Genomic DNA, 19,737 nt, shown 5'->3' with positions numbered 1-19,737 from the left:
AAGCGACTTGTACATCTAAGATTGGCTTAGAGTTTCCCCGAATTAAACATCTGTTTGTAGTGTGTCACTTTTTCCAGATAACGACGAGACTCTGCATTCGGATGTTTTCTCGTCAGCGCCCAGTAGACTTGATTGGGTTGCAGGCGATTAATTTTATTTAATGCCGTCTGTTTATTGCGGCTGAACGTCCGGAGTACGCCGCCGGCGCCACCGTTATAGGCAGAAATCATACTGTATTCGAGAGACAGAGAGTTGGCGACCGAGTTCAAATAGTCATGCTTTAAGATATAGAAATAAGCGGTTCCGGTATCAATATTATTTTCTGGATTATATAAATATTCAGGTGAAGGTTGCCCTGAACGCTTTTTGATGCGCTGAAAGACATCTTTTCCTGCAGTTTTCGGTACCACTTGCATCAGTCCGTAAGCATTGGCCCAACTCACCGCATAAGGATTGAAGCTGCTTTCAGTTTTGATAATGGCGTAAATCAGATCTTCCGGAATACCGTATTTTCTCGAAGCCCGACGGATAATATCGGCATATTTGTAGCCACGAATTTCAACTTGATCTTCTACCATCGGGATTTCAACATAGTAAGATTTTTTGAAATCGACCTGTTTGACTTTTAACTTATGTTTGATCAGGTAATCGGCGAATCGATTGGCTCGCCAGCTCCACTGAATGGCTTTGTTATCCTGATCGAGCACCTGTTGATACAAAAACGGTTTTCCCTTGAGAACGATCTTCTCAGAGGAAAATAAATCGACGTGTTTAGGGTCATCGGGTGTCAGCAGGGTGGTGACAATCGCTTTCTTCAAATGTTTCAGCGGTTCAGTGGTGGCGACGGTTTCGATGGTGACTTGGCCTTGATTGAAATTGACATCGGCGCGACTGAGATAGTCGTCGATATATTTGACGTAGTTTGTTTTACCGGCAATTTTAATTTCTTTACTGCCCCAGCGATGTTCTATTTTCCCGGTAAAACTGTTGATGAGGGCATCTAATGCTGCTGCATCTTTCATAAACTGGCCGGGAAGGGGGGCCAAATGTTTGGCAAATCGATTAGTCGGTTCGTAGTTCACATCGTATATTTTTTCGATCAACTCGCGGCTACAGCCACCGGTGAATAATGGAATCACGAGAAGAAGCAGCATCCTGCGTCGGGTGGTTTGTTTCTTGAACGCAACGCAGTGCGTCGAAAAAAAATGTCGAATCAAATTGATCATCAATAACACCTGTGCGGGGAAGTGTTCACACAATCGCAACTCTCGCTGATTGTGTGAACAACAATTTACGACTCACTGGGTGGTGTATAGCCTTCGATGTGAACTTCTTTACCTTCAAACAGAAAATTGACCATTTCCGTTTCAAGCAGTTGACGGTGTTGCGGATCCATCATGTTCAATTTTTTTTCATTAATGAGCATCGTCTGTTTATGTTGCCACTCGGCCCATGCTTCTTTCGATATAGAATCAAAAATTTTCTTCCCTAATTCGCCGGGATAAAGTTGAAAGTCCAGCCCCTCGGCTTCTTTCTGCAAACGTGCACAAAAAACAGTGCGGCTCATAAGGATATCCTCATTATTCAGCGTTAAAATCTACTGCTGTTATACCAGAGAGTCAGATTTCCTGCCACATCAGCGGCGATTCAGGTGACGGGTCAGGAATTTTTTTATCGGTGTCGGCAGGCCAAGATTAAACACTTCGCTTTTATCGACCCACTGGTGCCGGGCATCGGTGACACCCAAACGGTCAACAGTCCAGACATTGGCATCCAGTTTATAATGGGTGAACGTGTGTTTGAAGGTGCCTTTCAATTGCTTATGTTCACCCAACTGTTCGGGTTGCAGATGAATTTGCGGCAGACACCAGAGTGCTCCCCAGATGCCATCACTGGCCCGTTTTTCCAGTAAAATTTGATGTTCTGATTCCACCCACAAAAATTGCCCGTCTTTGGTGGGAATCGTTTTTTTCGGTTTTGGCGTCGGTAACTCCTGTACACGATTGTGTTTTAAAGCCAGACACGTGTTCTGGAAGCAACAGTGTTCGCAATCGGGATTTTTCGGCTTACAAACGGTAGCACCAATATCGAGCAGCCCTTGGGCAAAGGCTCGGTTATCCGTCTCCGGGGTAAATGCTTCGGCCAGTTGCCAGAGTCGCTTATCCACCGCAGATGTTCCCGGAACGCCGTCAAGGGCGAAAAAACGACAGAACAGTCGTTTGACATTGCCATCAACAATCGGACCGTAACGGTTATAGGCGAAAGAAAGTATCGCACCGGCGGTATAGCGGCCGACACCGGGAATATCGAGCAGGGCTTCGAGTGAATCCGGAAATTGACCCTGATGGTGCGTCATGATGTATTGCGCCGCTTTACGCAGGTTTCTGGCCCTAGAGTAGTAGCCCAATCCTTGCCAGTGTTGCATGACCTCATCCTCACTGGCCTGAGCCAGCACCTCAACACTGGGAAAACTCGCCATCCAGCGTTCGAAATAAGGAATCACGGTCACAACCTGAGTCTGTTGTAACATGATTTCAGAAACCAGAACACGATACGGTGTCGGATTGCGTTGCCACGGTAGATCATGACGGCCATGAGAGCGTTGCCAGTCGATCAAATGTTGCTGAAATTGGGGGGGCGATATTGGATATTGCATTTGCATTGCTGACTTTACTTTTATGAATAATTTTTATGAATGACAGAGCCGACGATTGTATTCATCTTGCTTGTGCGATGACTGAGGCAGCTCCCAATGAAACAACGCTGATTGCAGCACAGAAAAGTTGCGTTGTAAAACAGATAAATCATGCCTGATTCAATATAATTTTCAGTTCAGGACTTGAACCGACACGCATTCTTTGGATAATCACACCTCCTTGTATCCGGGAGTAAAAAAGCAGGCGAGAACCATGAGTGAAGTAACAACCAACGAGTATACCGATGATGGTAAAGTCATGCGTAAAATTCGCAGTTTTGTTCGCCGCGAAGGGCGACTGACCAAAGGTCAGGAAGCTGCAATGAATGAATGCTGGCCACAGATGGGAATCGACTTTCAGCCGCAACAATTCCTGTGGTCGTCAGTGTTTGGCAATGACAACCCCGTAGTGCTGGAAATCGGATTTGGTATGGGAACGTCGTTGGTGGAAATGGCTAAGAATGCACCGCATCAAAACTTTATCGGGATTGAAGTTCATAGCCCCGGTGTCGGTGCCTGTCTGGCTGCTGCACGTGAGGCCGGAGTGACCAATCTCCGCGTGATGTGCCATGATGCGGTTGAAGTCTTCGAACACATGATTCCCGACCACAGTCTGCACCGCGTCCAGCTATTTTTTCCTGATCCGTGGCACAAAAAGCGTCACCACAAACGCCGGATCGTGCAACCTGAATTTGCGGCGATGGTGCGTCAGAAGTTGATTGTCGGAGAAGGCATTTTCCATATGGCAACCGACTGGGAAAACTACGCCGAACATATGATCGAAGTCATGAATCAGGCCCCCGGTTATGCCAATGTCGCGACCGATGGTGATTTTATCCCCCGGCCGGATGAACGCCCGTTGACCAAATTTGAACAGCGTGGGCACCGATTAGGACATGGGGTCTGGGATATCCAATTCCGTTGTGTGGAATAGTGTCGGTTCGCATTATATACGTCTGCCATTGCGTATAACTGCGCTAGCCGGCCAATCAGTAAAGTAGCCTAAATGAAACTGACAAACGAGATACTGACCGAGATATTAGATGAAGTGCGTCCGTTGATCGGACGCGGAAAGGTGGCAGATTACATCCCCGCACTTGCACAAGTTCAGGCCGACAAACTGGGGATTGCCGTGCTGACCAATCAGGGAGAGCTGTTTCAGGCCGGAGATGCGGAAGAAGGCTTTTCTATCCAATCGATTTCTAAGGTACTCAACCTTACCCTGTCGATGGGGATCTATACGCCGGATGAAATTTGGTCAAGAGTACGCAAAGAGCCGTCAGGACAAGCATTCAACTCGATGATCCAGTTAGAGGTTGAGCACGGTATTCCGCGTAATCCTTTTATCAACGCCGGCGCCATTGTGGTTGCGGATATGCTGCAAACTCGCTTGTCGGCTCCCCGCCAACGGTTGCTGGAATTTGTCTGGGCATTGAGTGGTGATCCACATATCGTGTATGACAAAATGGTTGCACGTTCGGAGATGAAACACAGTGACCGGAATGCCGCGATTGCCTACTTAATGCGTTCATTCGGTAACTTCGAAAATAATGTGCTGCCGGTTCTGGAAAACTATTTCCACGGGTGTGCATTGAAAATGAGCTGTGTCCAGTTGGCGAAGACTTTCAGTTATCTGGCAAATCAGGGTGTTTCTGTGCTGAGTCGTCAGTCGGTCATCACCGCAATTCAGACCAAACAGATCAATGCTTTGCTGGCCACTTGTGGCTTGTATGATGAAGCCGGAGAATTTGCCTATCGGGTCGGAATGCCCGGAAAATCAGGTATCGGTGGGGGAATCGTGGCCGTTGTGCCCGGAGAGATGACCATTGCAGTTTGGTCTCCGGAGCTCAACAGCTCGGGGAACTCACTTGCTGGCAGTAAAGCGCTGGAATTACTTTCCGAGCGCATCGGTCGCTCTATTTTTTAGGTGGCTATATATTTTTCGCGACTGAGCCAGTGTTGATGAGGGGCATCTTTACCCCTCATCAGCCATAAATTCGGCCAGTAAGTCATTCAGAAACAGCTTCCCTCGCTCTGTAATCTGCCAGTGTTGCTCCGTTTCATCGAGAAAGCCTTGGTGTTTCGCCCAGTCAATCGTCGGTTGAACCGTTGTGAGCGGTAAGCCGGTCATCTCCGCAAAGTCCTGTTTCGGGCAGGGCTCAATCAAGCGGAACCGATTCATAAAAAATTCAAAAGGCCGGTCTTTGGCTGGCACCTCCGTTTCCTGATCCAAATAAGGTTTGAGTAAATTCAAATACCCTTTGGGATGTTTTACTTTGGTGGTGCGAATGATGCTGCCATCCGGGAAACTGATCTTACCGTGTGCTCCGCAACCAATCCCGAGATAATCACCGAAACGCCAGTAATTCAGGTTATGCTGACACTGAAACCCCGGTTTTGCATATCCGGAAATCTCATACTGGATATAACCGGCTTGGGTGAGTTTTTGATGGCCCTGTTCAAAAATATCCCACAACAGATCATCATCCGGCAGGCGAGGTGGCTGAGAATAAAACAGCGTATTAGGCTCTATCGTCAGCTGGTACCAGGATAAATGCGGTGGATCTAAAGCGATCGCTTGATCTAAATCGGTCATTGCCTGTGACAGTGTCTGCCCCGGCAGGCCGTGCATTAAATCCAGATTAAAGCTTTTCAGACCAATCTGATGTGCCAGATGCGCTGCCCGAACGGCTTCTGCCGAGCCATGAATTCTGCCGAGCTTAACGAGTTTCTCGTTATCAAAGCTCTGAACACCAATCGAAATACGAGTGACGCCTGCCTGTTGATATTGCGCAAACCGTCCCGCCTCGATAGTGCCCGGATTGGCTTCCATGGTGATTTCAATATCCGGCTGAAACGCTAATTTTGCTGCGACGCCATCTAGCAGCCGTTTGATTGCTGCGGGGCTGATCAGGCTCGGTGTGCCGCCACCGATAAAAATCGAATGCAGCGTGCGTGGCTCTTGACCCGATGCGTTTTGAGCTGCCGGCTCACTGAGTTGATAGCGCTGCAGATCCTGATCCAGATCTTCCAGCAGGGCATCAATATAAGCCTGCTCAGGTATACCGGACTTCAGTGCATGAGAGTTAAAGTCACAATAAGGGCATTTTTGTACACACCAGGGAATGTGGATATACAGACTCAGTGGCGGCGGGTTCAGCATGATTGTTGCTCATTCGGTTTTTGTCTAGATGCTTGGGTCGATTGTTGCGTTAACTGCTGCATGAGCTGATGAAGCGCCTGAGCACGATGAGACAGTTGTTTTTTCCGCGATGGTGGCAGTGCGGCTGAAGCACACTGTTCTGAAGGAACCCAAAATACCGGATCATAGCCAAACCCATTTTCGCCGTCAGGCTTACGAAGGATTGAACCTTCCCAGACCCCGTGACATACCAGAGGCGTGGGATCCGCTGCATGTTTCATGAACACCAACACACAATGAAAGCGCGCTGTGCGTTGTGGTTCGGTGACATCGGCCATGGCAGCCAGTAGTTTTTCAATATTTTGCTGGTCGGTGGCATCAGCACCGGCATAGCGGGCTGAGTAAATACCCGGCGCACCGTCGAGGGCATCGACTTCAAGCCCTGAGTCATCCGCAATCGCGGGTAATCCTGTTTCTGCAGCAGCATGGCGTGCTTTAATAATGGCATTTTCGATAAACGTGGTACCCGTCTCTGCAACGTCGGAGACATTGAGATCTGTTTGTGCGAGCACTTCAAAACCGAAATCGGCCAACAGGTCAGACATTTCCCGGACTTTGCCTGCGTTTCCGGTCGCTAAAACAATTTTTTGCATGATAAAGGCGCTTTCTGAGAGAGGCGAATTGGAGCCATAGTGTACCTTGCCTCATTCACTTCCATCAATGGGAGATAGCTGAACCGGATCATTATCGATGCAACCGAAAAAATAGCGTGTCTTTGTCACAACCATGTTTGTCAGAGCTGAGTGCGGTCGGATATTAGCCCCGTGTCTCCCTGTGATATGAATCGCATTTCTATCAGGCAACTTCTTGCTCATCGGGCAACTTTTTGCTCGCTCTTGGGCAACAAGTTGCCTGTAATAATCGATCTCACAATATAATAAATTGATTTCGTTATAGAGTCGCTATTGGCACAACTGTTGCTGATTTTATCTTATTGAATAAAAAGGTTGATCTGATTTGGAACAGAGATCAATAAGCTGAAAACTCAATTCTCAATTAAGCATTTAGTTGCTTATTATGCGGTCGAGTTACTCTCAATAAGATAAAAGGCAATTCAAATGACAACGTTAGGTTTTCGCTTCACGATTGATGGTGTGCATGATGATACGCTGGTGGTTCGTGAATATCAGGGAGAGGAGTCAGTATCTGATTCCACCAGTCGTTCAGAAGAACGCATCTACGGTTTTCGCTACCAAATAGAGCTAGCCAGTCGGAACGCAGATCTAGCCGCCAAACAGATTGTCGATAAAACCGCATTGCTGGAAGTGATTCAAAATGGTGAAGTGACCCAGAAAGTTCACGGTATTGTGCGCCATTTCAGCAGAGGGGATACCGGACACTCCCATTCCTTTTATTCCGTCACTTTGGTTCCGGCATTGGAACGGCTTTCTTTACGCCGTAATAGTCGGATTTTCCAGGAAAAAAATATTCTCGATATTTTTAAGATCCTGTTTCAGGAAATGAACATTACCGATTATGTCTTTTCGGTCAAACGGGAATGCGCCCCGCGTGAGTTCTGTGTGCAGTACCGGGAATCGGATCTCGACTTTTTTCACCGTTTGGCAGCGGAAGAAGGCTTGATGTATACCTTCACCCATGAAAAGGGCAAACATACACTGGTTTTAACGGATAACAGTGAAGGATTTACACCGTTAGGCTCACCTGTACCGTATAACGCTCTTTCCGGTGGCCACATGACGACACCTTATGTTTCGACCATGACGGAGCATTACCAGTCGGAAGTCAGCTCGATAATGATGCAAGACTACAGCTTTAAAAAGCCGGATTATAATTTTGCCCAGTCGCTGGATGGCACGGATCTGAGTTATCAGCTCCCCGACTATGAATATTTCGATCATCCGGGGCGTTTCAAAGACGATGCGAATGGAAAAGCCTTCAGCAAAATTCGGTTGGAATATCTGCGTCGCACCACGCACACCGCCAGTGGCAAAAGTAACGATGCCCGGGTGCAAGGTGGGGTATGTTTTGAGCTTGAAGAACATATTGATGCAGCGATGAACCGCGAGTGGCTGGCGGTCTCTGTCAGTCATCAAGGGACTCAGCCGCAGGCATTGGAAGAAGCCGGTGGTCATGGTGCAACGACTTACGCCAACCAGTTTACCGTGATCCCGAAAGAGACGCTTTGGCGAGCGACGCCCCAGCCGAAACCGCAAGTAGATGGCCCTTGTATTGCCACGGTTGTCGGCCCGAAAGGGGAAGAGATTTACTGTGATGAGCATGGCCGGGTCAAGCTGCATTTCCCGTGGGATCGCTATGATCAATCCGATGAAAAAAGTTCTTGCTGGGTACGGGTTGCGCAGGGCTGGGCTGGCGGGCAGTACGGCTTTATGGCGATTCCGCGTATCGGTCATGAAGTGATCGTCTCGTTCCTCAATGGTGATCCGGATCAACCCATCATCACCGGCCGGACTTACCACGCTACCAATGTGACACCTTATCTTCTGCCGAATCATAAAACCCGCACCGTTCTGAAAACGCAGACCCATCAGGGCGAAGGTTCCAACGAAGTCCGTTTTGAAGATCAGTCGGGTGTCGAGCAGATCTATATTCACGCCCAGAAAGATCAAGACATCGTCATCAACAATATCCATCGTGAATCGGTCGGGTTAGACAGTCACCGCCGGGTCGGACGTCATCTGTATCAGATGATTACTGAAAATGTTCATCGTCTGGTCGGCAAGAATGTCAATGAAGAGTTCGGGCAGGATCATCATGTCAAAGTCGGCCGGAATGTCATTCAGCGCATTATCGGCAAACTCAGTCAGTTTATTTCCGGTGGTATTATCCAAAAAATCGAAGGGGCCTGGGTGGCTGATATTACTGCATCGGAAGAAAAGAAAATTGGTGCTAATCAAAGAGTTGAAGTCAATAACGAAAGTTATCTCAAGGCGAAAAAAGTGATTCTCGATGCCGGAGATTCTCTGACGATTCACGGACCGGGCGGGTTTGTTAAAATTGATAGTGGCGGTGTTACGATCTCCGGCACGAAAGTCAAAATCAATGAAGGTGGCTCACCGGATAAAGGGACCGCGCCAACGATGGTGAAACCGGACGAAACCAATAAACCACAAGAGCCGGAAGCACCGGATCGGAGGGGATAATCATGCCTGCAGCAGCAAGACTCGGCGACAACGGCTCAGGTCATGGCTGTTTTCCGGCGACGCCGATCATTGCCGGGAGCGGTGATGTCTCGATCAACGGGAAACCCGCAGCCCGCAAAGGTGATGCGATCTTACTGCATGCCTGCCCGTGTCCGCAGCTTCCTCATGGGATTCACGGCCGCAGTATCTCTGCCGGGTCTGCCAATGTCTCGATCAACGGCAAACCGGCAGCCCGGGTCGGGGATGCCATCGACTGCGGCGGCTCGGTCGCGGCAGGCTCCGGGAATGTATTTATCGGCGACACGCCGTACAAATCCCCGACGCATGATTGTGGTGAAGGGGCCGCGCTGAAACAGTCGCCTTTCCTGCGTATCCAGCCACTTGCCGAAGCCCCGCCTTTTGACTGGGCCAGTCTGCCGTTTGTGGAAGAGACACATTCGCGTGCAGCGAAGCAGAAGGATAAAGTTGTTGAGTTAGAGGACAATAGTAATTCGGCGTCTTATAAGGCAAGAGTGAAGTCACCGGGTAATCAGGCAGACGCATTTCAATCCTTCGATGCTACGGAGAAAATTCCCCCTCTCTATCGAAATGACGCTCGATTTGAGTCGTTGGCTTCTGATCCCGCACATGCAGGGAAAGTAAGTGTTGGCTCAAGAAGAGAAGCAATGGCAGGGTTGGAAGCTGAAGCTCTGGGTATTATGAAAGCAAAAATCCAAAGAGGGCCTGCTGAAATTGAGTTTTTTGATGCTACTGGTTCACCATTTGATGTTAAGACTCCACCGTCTGCTCCTATTGGGCAGAGAGATTTTTTCAATGTGAGGAAAACAGGGAAGTCTTTACTTAAACAAGTTGATAAAGAATTTCCGAATAATGTGACTGGAAAAAGTGAAAAAATTAAAGTCATTCTCGATTCAACTTATCTTAATTCTCAGAATCATAAAGCTTTATGGAAATATTTGAACGACAATGCAACTCCGGATCAATTGAGCCGAATTCTTGAGTTAAATGTAAAGCTATAGGACGACTGATAATGGAAAGAATTAAACTAGAACATGAGAGCATTATCCATATGCTTCAGAAGCATAAAGACTTTGAGCATACGGATGGAGATACTGGAAAACGAATTATAGATTTATCTGGTTATGAAGTTGATGGTGCAGACTTTAGTTATCTAAATCTCTCCGATGTCGTCGTCCAGAATACGATCCTGTCTAACTGTGTTTTTACCGGAACTCAACTGAACCATGCTAACTTCGATAACTGTATTTTTGAAAAGACTCGCTTCAATCAATCTGATTTGAGTAAAGCTGAATTTTATGGATGCAGCTTTTCAAATGTGGATTTTGATGGAGCTAACCTGACCAGAACTGAAATAACAGAAACATCAATGGAGCATACATCATTTTTGCAAACAACACTGATTGGTGCTGACTTTGAAGATTGTGATGTTACCGCCATTGATTTTAGTTCTGCAGAACTCCGGAACACCACATTTAAACAGTGTAAAGTCAGTGAGTTTTTATGTCAGTCAGATGGGGCAATTATTACTTAGGTATTCTATTAATGGTAGCGGTCAGTTGTTTATCTAAATAAAAATAACGGCTTCAGTTTTAAGGCTAGGAAAAATAAAAAATGAAATCCTTATTCGACATATTAACGATGTCAGAAGGAAATACGTCAGAAAGAAAAACATGTTACTTACTGTTTGATCGTATTCAGTTTCCGCAAGCGACTGAATTCTGGAACACCATGAAGCGACGCGAGGATGTCACATGGTGTGAACTGTTGCGTGGTAGTGAGCTTCAGCACCTGACCGATGTTTCGCCATTACTGATCGATATTCGCGATGGTAATCCGGGAGAAACACTCTATTACTGGCTGGCAGAAAATGAACCCCGGGCGGAACAGTTCGGGTTTGTCGGCCTGTTTGACGGTGATTTTTCTGCTCTGCGAGCACACTGGCATCCGTGGGTTTGCTGTCTTTATCCGGATCTGACGCAAGTAATGCTGCGTTTTTATGATCCGGCAGTATTACCTCAGTGGTGGCGTATTTTAACCCCGGCACAACAATATAGCTTTCAGGGGAAACATCAGGGGATCTATCTGCCGATCCGGGATGAACAGCAGCTTAAACTGCGTGCATTTGATCTGTCTTCAGCATCTGTCCCAGTCGATCCCCAAACTGAGATTCAATTGCCTCTCCAACTGACACAGGCGCAATTTGACCGGTTTTTCTATCCGGAACAGCTTCATTCGCTGGTTGAAACCTTATACCAGAAATTATTACCTCAGTATGGTGAATCTTTATCTCTGGCACAGGTAGAAAGTCGTTTTCATGAGGGCATGGCGCTGGCAACCGAGAAATATGCCGGAGCAACTGAACTGGATAAAGAGACCTACGCTCTATATCGCTTCTATTTAGGCGATCGATTTGATGAACATCCCGAGTTCCAGCGTTTGCTGCATTTCTATCCGCTCCGTCAGGCAATTGGCGAGCTGTATCATCAGTATCTGGGACGTGAGGATGAACTTGCCGCATACCGTTCTCCGGGATGGCTGATAGCATCTGATGCTGCGGACAATCCTGCTTTGGCAACACCGGCATCAGAGAACGTGGTTATGGAGAGTGATAAATGACAGATACTGAACAGTGGTGGGAAGATGTCCCGCTGGAAAACTGGCAAACCACGCTGGAAGAACCAGGATGGTTTGTAGTTGCTGAAGCTGCAATTCATCCGGAAATCCGCGATCTGGCAGAACAGATGCCGGAGTTTGAGACACGCTTGTACTGGGGCGATATGGGCGATATTCATGCCTCGATTTCTCCCTATATTATGCCGCTGCAATCGTGGGCATGGCTCGAAGAGCAGGTGGTGACACAACCCCACTGGGGCATTGCGATCCAGCTGGATCCCAGTTTTCATTCATTGCCGCTCAGCCGCCAGAGCGATTTAGTGATGCGGTATTTCCGGGCATGGACGCTGGTCGAAACCCCGACGCAGGAACAGTTTCTGCTGCGTCTTTCAGACTGGGATGTGCTGGGTGTGCTCTGGCAGGCCAGCGATGCTGTCTATCGGCAACATATTCAGGGGCCGTTACGACAGATTGCTTACTGGGAACCGGATCAGCCGGAGGCGAAGGTTCTCAGGTTTCAGGAGCCGATCCTGGAAGAAACCACACTCCCGTTACCGACGCCGCTGACTGAAGCACAGTATCAGGCACTCAGCATCTGGGCCAGCCGACAGATCTACCGTCAGTATCAGGATCATTTACAAGCCCATCACAGCGAAACGCAAAGCTGGGAACAGGCACAGTTCGATCAATATCTCTATCAGCATATCACTCAGGCCAATCAATTGGGGTTTACCCAACCGAATGATGTGGTTCGGTATCTGAGCCTGACCGTGGTCTTCGGCGAGCAGTTTACAACGCAGCCGTGGGCTGAACAGATTTTAAAATCACCGGATTATCAGGGTACGCAAAGTCGGATGGATCGGTTATTTGAACGTGGGTTAGATGAATTGGATAAGGAATCAGAGAAATCATGAGCGAGAATAAAAAAGCCGATTTGCTCTCCAGCGCAGAGGCAGCTGCACAGAATTTTTCGACCGATAACATTATCAAGGACGGCGGATGTGTTGAGTGTGGCTGTGAAATGTTTATCCGCTATCACTATGACGATGGTAAGCCGGTACCGGAAGCTGAATTTTTCCTGACAAACAGCAAAAAAGAAATTTCGGGCAAAACCGATAAACAAGGCATGTGTAAAATCGAGAACATGGATTGTGGTGGGTTTGAGCTTCTGCTGGGTGAAGGTAGTGATGAATTTGAGCCGCAAGATGTGGCAGAAAACAATCCTGTGATTCAGGCCAATCCCGAATATGCGGCCAAAGCCGGTGAGTATTTTGCCCTGTATACCCTGCTGAGTCGGGAGGGATATCTCACTTACGATGAATCTGGTAGCTCCGACAGTTTTGTTGATGTTGATCGCAAATGGTTCACTTGGGTAGACAGTGATTATGAGGAAGCTTACGACCGCTTCTGGGAGCTGGATAAAGAGATTAACCACGGCCCGATAGCGTTGAGACAGGCAGTGAACAAAATCCACCATAGTCTGGCCGGAGAAATGGCCGGCATGGCGCAAGACAATACGGCCATTTTGCTGTTTTGTGAAATCGCGCTTGGGTTTGTGCCGGTGGTCGGGCAGGCAATGGACTTGTATGACTTAGGCTGCTGGGGATGGGATACCTGTACCAAGAATGATTTAGATTTTTGGCACTGGGCAACCGGTGCTTTGGTGGTGATTGGTTTTGTGCCGGGGCTGGGGGATGCGACCAAGAAAACCGGCAAAACTATCATTGATGCACTGAAAAAATCGGATTCACGAGTCATTCAACAGGCGATGAAAATGCTGCGCAGCTTGTCGAACGGCAATCTGGTTAAGTATCTGAAAAAGTTCGGTGGCTTACTGTCTGAGTATGCCAACAAAGCCAAAAAATTACTCAATGACATTATTGACGGGCTGACCAAGGCGATTAAGAACAGTAAAAGCTGGGCAGTCAAACTACTGAGTAACTCGTTCGAAATGCTGGTCGATGCGATGAAGTCGCTGGAAAAGAAAATCGACGAGATGGTCGGTAAAATTACCGCCAAGGTCGATGAGTTTATCGGCAAAGTGGTGACCCGCAAAACAGGTACACCGCATCACAAAGGGGCGAACAAAGTCGATAATATCAATGCTGAGCAAGCTTCAATTCATGGGGATAAGCCGACGGGAGATCATTCTTCAGGAGACAAGACGCATAATACTTCAGGGAAAAACGATCCAGACGTTTGTATTGATGACCCGGTCGATATGGCAACTGGTGCGGTATTTGAGGAACGACAAGACTTTGTTCTGGCAGGTTTTATTCCTGTAGAGCACAGTCGTTATTACCGTTCGGTCGGACATCGTGATATCGGATTGATGGGCAGCTTGTGGCGCAGTAGCTGGGATATCAGTCTGACTATCCGTGGCATGCTGGCAACTTTTACTGATCTGGATTATTCGGTCGGGGTGTTTGATCTGCCTTATCCGGGTGAAGAGACATCATCAGTGCAGAAACCTCAGTGGCGACTCCACCGGGGAGCGCAGGGAGAACTGATCCTTAAAAGTAAAGATGGTGTGGAATATCATTTTGGTCATGCGATTGGCGCGACACTGCGTTTATCCAAAATATCAGACGTTTATGGAAATACCATTCAGTTCGCTTATGACCGCCGAACCCTCAAATGGGTCATTCTCAGTGATGAACGGCTGATTGAGGTTAAAACCGAGCGTAACCGTATCACACACTTGATCTTATGCGAAGCCGATCAGACACCGCTGCGTGAGCTGGCCCGTTATAACTACGACAGATCCGGCCGGCTGCTTTCCGTGCGGGGAGAATCAGGCCGTAATTTTGATTATCAATACAGCAAAGAAGGTTACCTGACCCGCTGGCAGGATTTGGCACAGACCTGGGTTGAGCACGATTATGACGAACGAGGCCGGGCAATTTCCAACCGTTGTGCTGAAGGCTATTGGAGTGGTCAGGTTCGCTACGATGATGACAATCGGATTCACTATCACAAAAGTTCTTTTGGTGGAATCAAAGCGTTCCATTTTGATGAGCATCAGCGTGCAACCGCTATTGTGGATGCAGCAGGCAACCGGATTGAACAGCAGTGGCAGAATGATCTACTCATCAGCGAGACCAATGCACTCGGAGATGTTTCAGCTTATACCTATGACGATTGGGGTAACCTGACAACTGTAACTCTGCCGGATGGTACCGTACACAGCTATGGTTACAACGAGCAGGGCTGGCTGACAAGCTACACTGACCCACTCGGTGGCGGTTGGTTGTATGAACACAATTCTCAGGGTGATGTGATTCAAGTCACCGATCCGGAAGGCCGGGTCTGGCAGATGAGCTACACTGAACGTGGTTTGCAGGATTCAGTGACCGGGCCGGACGGTAGCGTCACTCGCTATCGCTACAATGAACGCGGCCTGCTAACCCGCTTAGAGCCGGATACCGGTTACGGGATGGATTTCCACTATGACCGTTTTGACCGCTTGGTGAAACGGGTCAGTGATAAACGTGATTCTCAGGGCAATCTCACCCGCCAGTGGCATTACCATGAATCGAATTCGTTTCCCGATAAAGTCATCTATGAAGACGGCTCTGAAGCACACTTTGGCTACGATATCGAAGGCAATCTGGTTTCGGTCACCGATGCGCTCGGTCAGACGCAGCGCTTCACCTATGGCGCATTCGATAAGCTCCAAACCGTCACCGACCCGCTGGGGGCAACCACCCGCTATCACTACAATGTTGAAGCCGAATTTGCCGGTGTTACCAACAGTCAGGGGCAGCAGTGGCTGTACGGTTTCGACAAGCTGGGGCGGATTGAAAGCGAACGTCATTACGACGGGCGCACTGAGAATTATGGCTATGATGCAGTTGGTCGATTGACACAACGCAGCAAACCAGATGGTCACACTTTCCGCTATCAGTACGATGTATGCGGCCGACTGCTCCAGAGCGAAAGCTTCGACCATCAGGACCATCCAACCGGCAAAAGCTGGTATGAGTATGATGCAGCCTCGCGGCTCACTTACGCAGAAAACGGTGATGCATGGATTGCTCTCGCCTACAGCCCGGCAGGGCAACTGCTGAGTGAAAATATCAACGGCACCGAACTGACCCATCAGTACGATGCCGCCGGGCGGCTCATTCTGTCATCGGGCACCGCAACTGAGCGCAGCTATCAATGGCAACAGCAACAGTTGTCCGCACTTGCTATCGGCAGTCACAATCCGCTGACTTTTGCCTACCATCCGGGCGGAGAAGAAAAGCAGCGCAGCAACGGCAGCGGTTTTGACTTGCGCCAAGAGTGGAGTGCGACCGGTTTGCTGACCGGACAGCAACTGGGCAATCAATCGCTACGTCAGTACCGCTACGATGTACTCGACCGGTTGACCGGGATTGAAGACAGTCATCGCGGTAGTGCGGAAATCACTCTCAACCCGAACAGTCAGATTACTGCGGTGCGGCAGCGTAAATCATGGGAGACCAAAGCAGGGTTCGTTCATCTGTTCGGTTATGACAGCGAGCTGAACCTCAATGAAGAAGGCTTCGGCAGCGAATACGGTGACAATGTGGTGTCGCTGGCCGATGAACGGATAAAACGCCAGAAACGCGACTATGATAAAGCCGGGCGAGTGACTGAAGTCGGCCGCTTCAAATATCGTTACGACGAATGTGGTCGGGTCATCGAGAAAAGCGAATCGAAAGACGGCTTCCGCCCGCAGAGCACAAGATTTATCTGGAATGACGAAGACCGCCTGACCCATATCGAGCTACCGGACGGGCGACGTTACCGCTATCGTTATGACCCGTTCGGACGACGGATTGCTAAAGAGTGCCTGCAAACCCAGCAGCAGACCCATTATCTGTGGGACGGCAGCACGCTGGTGCAGCAGAGCCAAATCACCGCCGACGGTATAGCACTGACCAGCACCGAATATCTGTACGAGCCGGGCAGCCACCGCCCGATGGCGCAGGTTACCACTCGTCACAGCAGCAACCGCCAAGACCTGCACTATATCGTCACCGACCATGCCGGGACGCCGCAAGAGTTGGTGAGCGAGGCCGGGGAAATCGAATGGCGTGGTGAACAGGCACTGTGGGGCAAATACCAGCAGCAACAGTTTAACCTCAAAATTCAACGGGGTTATCTGGAAGACGCGGCCAACGAAGCCCTGACCTGTGACCTGCGTTATCAGGGACAGATCGAAGATCGGGAATCCGGACTTTACTACAACCTCAATCGTTACTACGATGCAGACAGTGGGCAGTATCTCAGCCCCGACCCGATAGGATTTGCGGGTGGGTTAAGGCCTCAGGGGTATGTGCATAACCCGATGGAGTGGGTCGATCCACTGGGGTTGACGCCACTGAATCAAGGCGGATTTTCTGTCTATGGTTTGTTTGATCAAGGCGCTACGAAGCCTTATTATATTGGGATTTCAAATGATTCTGATAGACGGTTGCTAGAGCATATTAAATCAGGGCGTTTTAATGAGGATACTGGGCAACAGCGAGTTCTTCAAAGAGATTTAAGATATGATGAAGCCCGTGGTTATGAGCAGGCGTATATAGAGAAATATGAAACGAAAACGGGGAAAATTGGGGAGGATATTTCTTCTACTAATAGAGGAAATAAAATAAATTCTTTTGATAAAACAAGAACTGATGATCGAGGGAAAGCATTTAATAAAGAATATGAAAATGCTCAGACAGATATCAATGGTAAGAAACCTCCAAAATGTGGATGAAAAAATGAGTAATAAAAATTTAGTAGTTAATTCTGGAGATGTTTACTTTATTCCTTTATTTTTATATGAGGAGTCGAGTGCTAAAAGTTTTAGCCGTTATAAATTTGGTGGTGTGGAACAAGAGTTTTGTTTTTTTAGGATTATTGATGATCATCTAGGAGCAGGTATATTAATTGAAATATTTAATTGTGTTGGGGGCATAGATACTGATGTAAATAAAATAGTATCCTCCCAAAAATTATTTAAACCTATATATATATCTGGTGAGGGCATTTCTAAAAAGAGATGGAGAAAAGTAGGAGAAACGAAAAACTATAACAAAGAAACTGATTCAAATTACAGTAGCATCCAGTTCTTGATTGGTCTGCCTGGAGAATTCAGGCTTTGGTGCAATGATATGGAGAGTGACATTGATAGTTCACAAGATATTGATGATATTGAAGAACATATTATTTGGACATCAATGCAAGTAGAAAAACGAGTGCTAAAAGCTTTAGGACGTTTATAGAGGACTGCTCATTATTCTGTGTCATGCCGCCCATTTTGTAAACCCAGATATGGGGTGAGTCGGCCTTCAACGTGGATACAGAGCTGGAATAGAGTTAGTTTTCAGTTCTGTACCGAATGCGTTCATTTCTCACTTGCCTTCAACGCCTCTGCATATAGTTAGTCGTTTAAGCAAGCTGATTTCATTGGAGGAGACGGCTTTCGCCCACTCAGTACAAAATTTATCTGGAATGACGAAGACCGTCTGACCCATATCGAGCTACCGGACGGACGACGTTATCGCTACCGTTATGACCCGTTCGGCAGACGGATTGCTAAAGAGTGCCTGCAAACCCAGCAGCAGACGCACTACCTGTGGGATGGCAGCACGTTGGTGCAACAGAGCCAAATCACCGCCGACGGCACAGCACTGACCAGCACCGAATATCTGTACGAGCCCGGCAGCCACCGCCCGATGGCGCAAGTCACCACTCGTCACGGCAGCAACCGAAGAGACCTGCACTATATCGTCACCGACCATGCCGGGACGCCGCAGGAACTCGTCACCGAAACCGGTGACATCGAATGGCGTGGTGAACAGGCACTGTGGGGCAAATACCAGCAGCAACAGTTCAACCTCAAAATTCAACGGGGTTATCTCGAAGACGCGGCCAATGAAGCGCTGAGCTGCGATCTGCGTTATCAGGGACAGATCGAAGATCGGGAATCCGGGCTTTACTACAATCTCAATCGTTACTACGATGCAGACAGTGGGCAATATCTTAGCCCCGACCCGATTGGATTTGCGGGGGGATTGAGGCCTCAGGGTTATGTGCATAACCCGATGGAGTGGGTCGATCCGCTGGGGTTAGACCTGAAAACGGTAGATTTTACTGGTTCGAATGATTTATTCCCTACGAGCGGGAACCAGAAAAATATTGTTAAGATAAGAATGCAGGGAGCTCGAGGGCGTGATTTTACTCAAGCTTATAAGGCAGCTGGAATTAACAGTTCAGATGCTAAGGGATATACATGGCACCATGTTGCCGATTTTGATCCCAATACAGGCGAAACAACTATGCAGTTAGTAAAAACAGAGGCTCATGTCGATTCGCTACCTCACCGTGGTTCTGTCAGTCAATTTGAAAAGCATTTTGGTGTTGAATACGGTTCACAAGAGGCTGTAAAAACTTCTCAAAGTAAAGGTTGGTTAGATGGTAAGCCACCTAAAGGGTGTTAACTGATATTAGGAATACATATTATGATGATCAATTGTTCCGTTCCTATAACATTTGAAGATATAGAAAAATTTGAATCAAAATTTAATATAGAGCTGCCAGTGTATTTTAAAAAATACTATGTTTCTTATAATGGCGGAGAACTTTCTGATAATAGAAAAATATTCTATGATGGAAATATGGAGCTAGAAATTAATCACTTTCTTCCAATGATAAGAGATGATGTTTATAAATCATTTACGGTGGAGTCTTTGTATGAGGTTTTATCCATAAATAAAAAAATATTACCAATTAACTTTATCCCTTTTGCTATTGATAGTGGTTCTTTTCCGTATTGTATTAATGTTGAGAATAATAATATTTATTTTTTCAATCTTGAAAAGAATAAATCTATAAAAATAGCTAGTGATTTAGATGATTTAATATCCAAATTATATACTGAGGACGAAATGTATTAATGATATTTGGATGTTGATGGCTCAGAGTAGCTTAATAAGCTATATATCCAATATATTGGATAGAGTCCTAAATAGCTGTTCCTAAATGTAGATCACTGGCAGATAAAAATTGAAGGGAACTCGGTAGCGTTTGTCCGATCTGATCTGTCGCCAAACACACAAAACATTATC

At 47.6% G+C, this 19,737-nt stretch carries 15 protein-coding genes and 1 pseudogene; 11 read left to right on the top strand and 5 right to left on the bottom strand.

The window, feature by feature from the left end; all coding sequences use genetic code 11:
• Positions 1–26: 26 nt before the first annotated feature.
• From mltC to mutY, 3 genes are all read right to left on the bottom strand, one after another.
• A complete protein-coding gene (mltC, locus tag OCV37_RS13005) occupies positions 27–1,139 on the bottom strand; it encodes a membrane-bound lytic murein transglycosylase MltC (RefSeq protein ID WP_245609161.1) in 1,113 nt (370 codons plus the stop codon).
• A gap of 152 nt (positions 1,140–1,291) precedes the next feature.
• Entirely contained in the window at positions 1,292–1,567 is a 276-nt protein-coding gene (locus OCV37_RS13000) for an oxidative damage protection protein (RefSeq protein WP_038185625.1), read from the bottom strand.
• 69 nt (positions 1,568–1,636) lie between these two features.
• A complete protein-coding gene (gene mutY / locus OCV37_RS12995; protein WP_038185627.1) occupies positions 1,637–2,656 on the bottom strand; it encodes an A/G-specific adenine glycosylase in 1,020 nt (339 codons plus the stop codon).
• Positions 2,657–2,909: 253 nt separating this feature from the next.
• Here mutY and trmB point away from each other — a divergent pair, with 253 nt between their 5' ends.
• The gene (gene trmB, locus OCV37_RS12990; protein ID WP_038185628.1) at positions 2,910–3,629 is read left to right on the top strand and encodes a tRNA (guanosine(46)-N7)-methyltransferase TrmB; all 720 of its coding nucleotides are present in this window, start codon (positions 2,910–2,912) and stop codon (positions 3,627–3,629) included.
• A gap of 72 nt (positions 3,630–3,701) precedes the next feature.
• A complete protein-coding gene (gene glsB / locus OCV37_RS12985; protein ID WP_038185630.1) occupies positions 3,702–4,622 on the top strand; it encodes a glutaminase B in 921 nt (306 codons plus the stop codon).
• A 48-nt stretch (positions 4,623–4,670) separates the two neighbouring features.
• Here the strand turns inward: glsB and hemW are convergent, their stop codons facing one another.
• On the bottom strand, positions 4,671–5,858 hold the full coding sequence (gene hemW / locus OCV37_RS12980; protein ID WP_038185632.1) for a radical SAM family heme chaperone HemW: 1,188 nt from the start codon (positions 5,856–5,858) through the stop codon (positions 4,671–4,673).
• Positions 5,852–6,490: an XTP/dITP diphosphatase gene (locus OCV37_RS12975; protein WP_051680876.1), complete on the bottom strand. Its 639-nt coding sequence runs from the start codon at positions 6,488–6,490 to the stop codon at positions 5,852–5,854. Before OCV37_RS12975 ends, hemW begins: the two co-directional genes overlap by 7 nt.
• A 465-nt stretch (positions 6,491–6,955) precedes the next feature.
• Here OCV37_RS12975 and tssI point away from each other — a divergent pair, with 465 nt between their 5' ends.
• The 9 genes and pseudogenes from tssI to OCV37_RS12930 all read left to right on the top strand — a co-directional run bounded on the left by tssI (position 6,956) and on the right by OCV37_RS12930 (position 19,566).
• On the top strand, positions 6,956–9,019 hold the full coding sequence (gene tssI / locus OCV37_RS12970) for a type VI secretion system tip protein TssI/VgrG (RefSeq protein ID WP_038185634.1): 2,064 nt from the start codon (positions 6,956–6,958) through the stop codon (positions 9,017–9,019).
• Positions 9,020–9,021: 2 nt separating this feature from the next.
• Positions 9,022–9,318 (top strand): annotated as a pseudogene (locus OCV37_RS12965) (PAAR domain-containing protein); the annotation flags it as partial.
• A 731-nt stretch (positions 9,319–10,049) separates the two neighbouring features.
• Positions 10,050–10,571, top strand: a complete 522-nt coding sequence (locus tag OCV37_RS12960; RefSeq protein WP_084717541.1) for a pentapeptide repeat-containing protein — start codon at positions 10,050–10,052, stop codon at positions 10,569–10,571.
• 80 nt (positions 10,572–10,651) lie between these two features.
• Complete coding sequence (locus OCV37_RS12955) at positions 10,652–11,656, top strand: DUF4123 domain-containing protein (protein WP_084717542.1); 1,005 nt, start codon at positions 10,652–10,654, stop codon at positions 11,654–11,656.
• A complete protein-coding gene (locus tag OCV37_RS12950; RefSeq protein WP_038185640.1) occupies positions 11,653–12,567 on the top strand; it encodes a DUF4123 domain-containing protein in 915 nt (304 codons plus the stop codon). The genes OCV37_RS12955 and OCV37_RS12950 overlap by 4 nt, the downstream gene beginning before the upstream one ends.
• Positions 12,564–17,384 carry an RHS repeat-associated core domain-containing protein gene (locus OCV37_RS12945; protein WP_051680881.1) on the top strand — a complete coding sequence of 1,607 codons (4,821 nt, stop codon included), beginning with the start codon at positions 12,564–12,566 and terminating at the stop codon, positions 17,382–17,384. Before OCV37_RS12950 ends, OCV37_RS12945 begins: the two co-directional genes overlap by 4 nt.
• A gap of 4 nt (positions 17,385–17,388) precedes the next feature.
• On the top strand, positions 17,389–17,892 hold the full coding sequence (locus OCV37_RS12940; protein WP_169739385.1) for an Imm26 family immunity protein: 504 nt from the start codon (positions 17,389–17,391) through the stop codon (positions 17,890–17,892).
• Between the two features lie 372 nt (positions 17,893–18,264).
• Positions 18,265–19,110, top strand: coding sequence for an RHS repeat-associated core domain-containing protein (locus OCV37_RS12935; protein ID WP_245609162.1), 846 nt, complete (start codon positions 18,265–18,267; stop codon positions 19,108–19,110).
• Positions 19,111–19,131: 21 nt separating this feature from the next.
• Positions 19,132–19,566 (top strand): SMI1/KNR4 family protein, encoded by a 435-nt coding sequence (locus OCV37_RS12930; RefSeq protein WP_051680884.1) that lies wholly within the window; start codon positions 19,132–19,134, stop codon positions 19,564–19,566.
• The last annotated feature ends 171 nt before the right edge of the window (positions 19,567–19,737 follow it).

Source organism: Vibrio rhizosphaerae (genome assembly GCF_024347095.1).
Classification (GTDB): Bacteria; Pseudomonadota; Gammaproteobacteria; order Enterobacterales; family Vibrionaceae; genus Vibrio; species Vibrio rhizosphaerae.
Note: the sequence above shows the minus strand (reverse complement) of the source record. Positions and strands in the feature narration are given on the sequence as shown.

Excerpts from the sequence above, each read along its gene's own strand:
- mutY (WP_038185627.1), bottom strand. The coding sequence starts at position 2,656 with ATGCAATATCCAATATCGCCCCCCCAATTTCAGCAACATTTGATCGAC.
- hemW (WP_038185632.1), bottom strand. The coding sequence starts at position 5,858 with ATGCTGAACCCGCCGCCACTGAGTCTGTATATCCACATTCCCTGGTGT.
- trmB (WP_038185628.1), top strand. The coding sequence starts at position 2,910 with ATGAGTGAAGTAACAACCAACGAGTATACCGATGATGGTAAAGTCATG.
- OCV37_RS12945 (WP_051680881.1), top strand. The coding sequence starts at position 12,564 with ATGAGCGAGAATAAAAAAGCCGATTTGCTCTCCAGCGCAGAGGCAGCT.
- OCV37_RS12930 (WP_051680884.1), top strand. The coding sequence starts at position 19,132 with ATGATGATCAATTGTTCCGTTCCTATAACATTTGAAGATATAGAAAAA.
- glsB (WP_038185630.1), top strand. The coding sequence starts at position 3,702 with ATGAAACTGACAAACGAGATACTGACCGAGATATTAGATGAAGTGCGT.
- OCV37_RS12950 (WP_038185640.1), top strand. The coding sequence starts at position 11,653 with ATGACAGATACTGAACAGTGGTGGGAAGATGTCCCGCTGGAAAACTGG.
- OCV37_RS12955 (WP_084717542.1), top strand. The coding sequence starts at position 10,652 with ATGAAATCCTTATTCGACATATTAACGATGTCAGAAGGAAATACGTCA.
- OCV37_RS13000 (WP_038185625.1), bottom strand. The coding sequence starts at position 1,567 with ATGAGCCGCACTGTTTTTTGTGCACGTTTGCAGAAAGAAGCCGAGGGG.
- OCV37_RS12960 (WP_084717541.1), top strand. The coding sequence starts at position 10,050 with ATGGAAAGAATTAAACTAGAACATGAGAGCATTATCCATATGCTTCAG.
- tssI (WP_038185634.1), top strand. The coding sequence starts at position 6,956 with ATGACAACGTTAGGTTTTCGCTTCACGATTGATGGTGTGCATGATGAT.
- OCV37_RS12975 (WP_051680876.1), bottom strand. The coding sequence starts at position 6,490 with ATGCAAAAAATTGTTTTAGCGACCGGAAACGCAGGCAAAGTCCGGGAA.
- OCV37_RS12940 (WP_169739385.1), top strand. The coding sequence starts at position 17,389 with ATGAGTAATAAAAATTTAGTAGTTAATTCTGGAGATGTTTACTTTATT.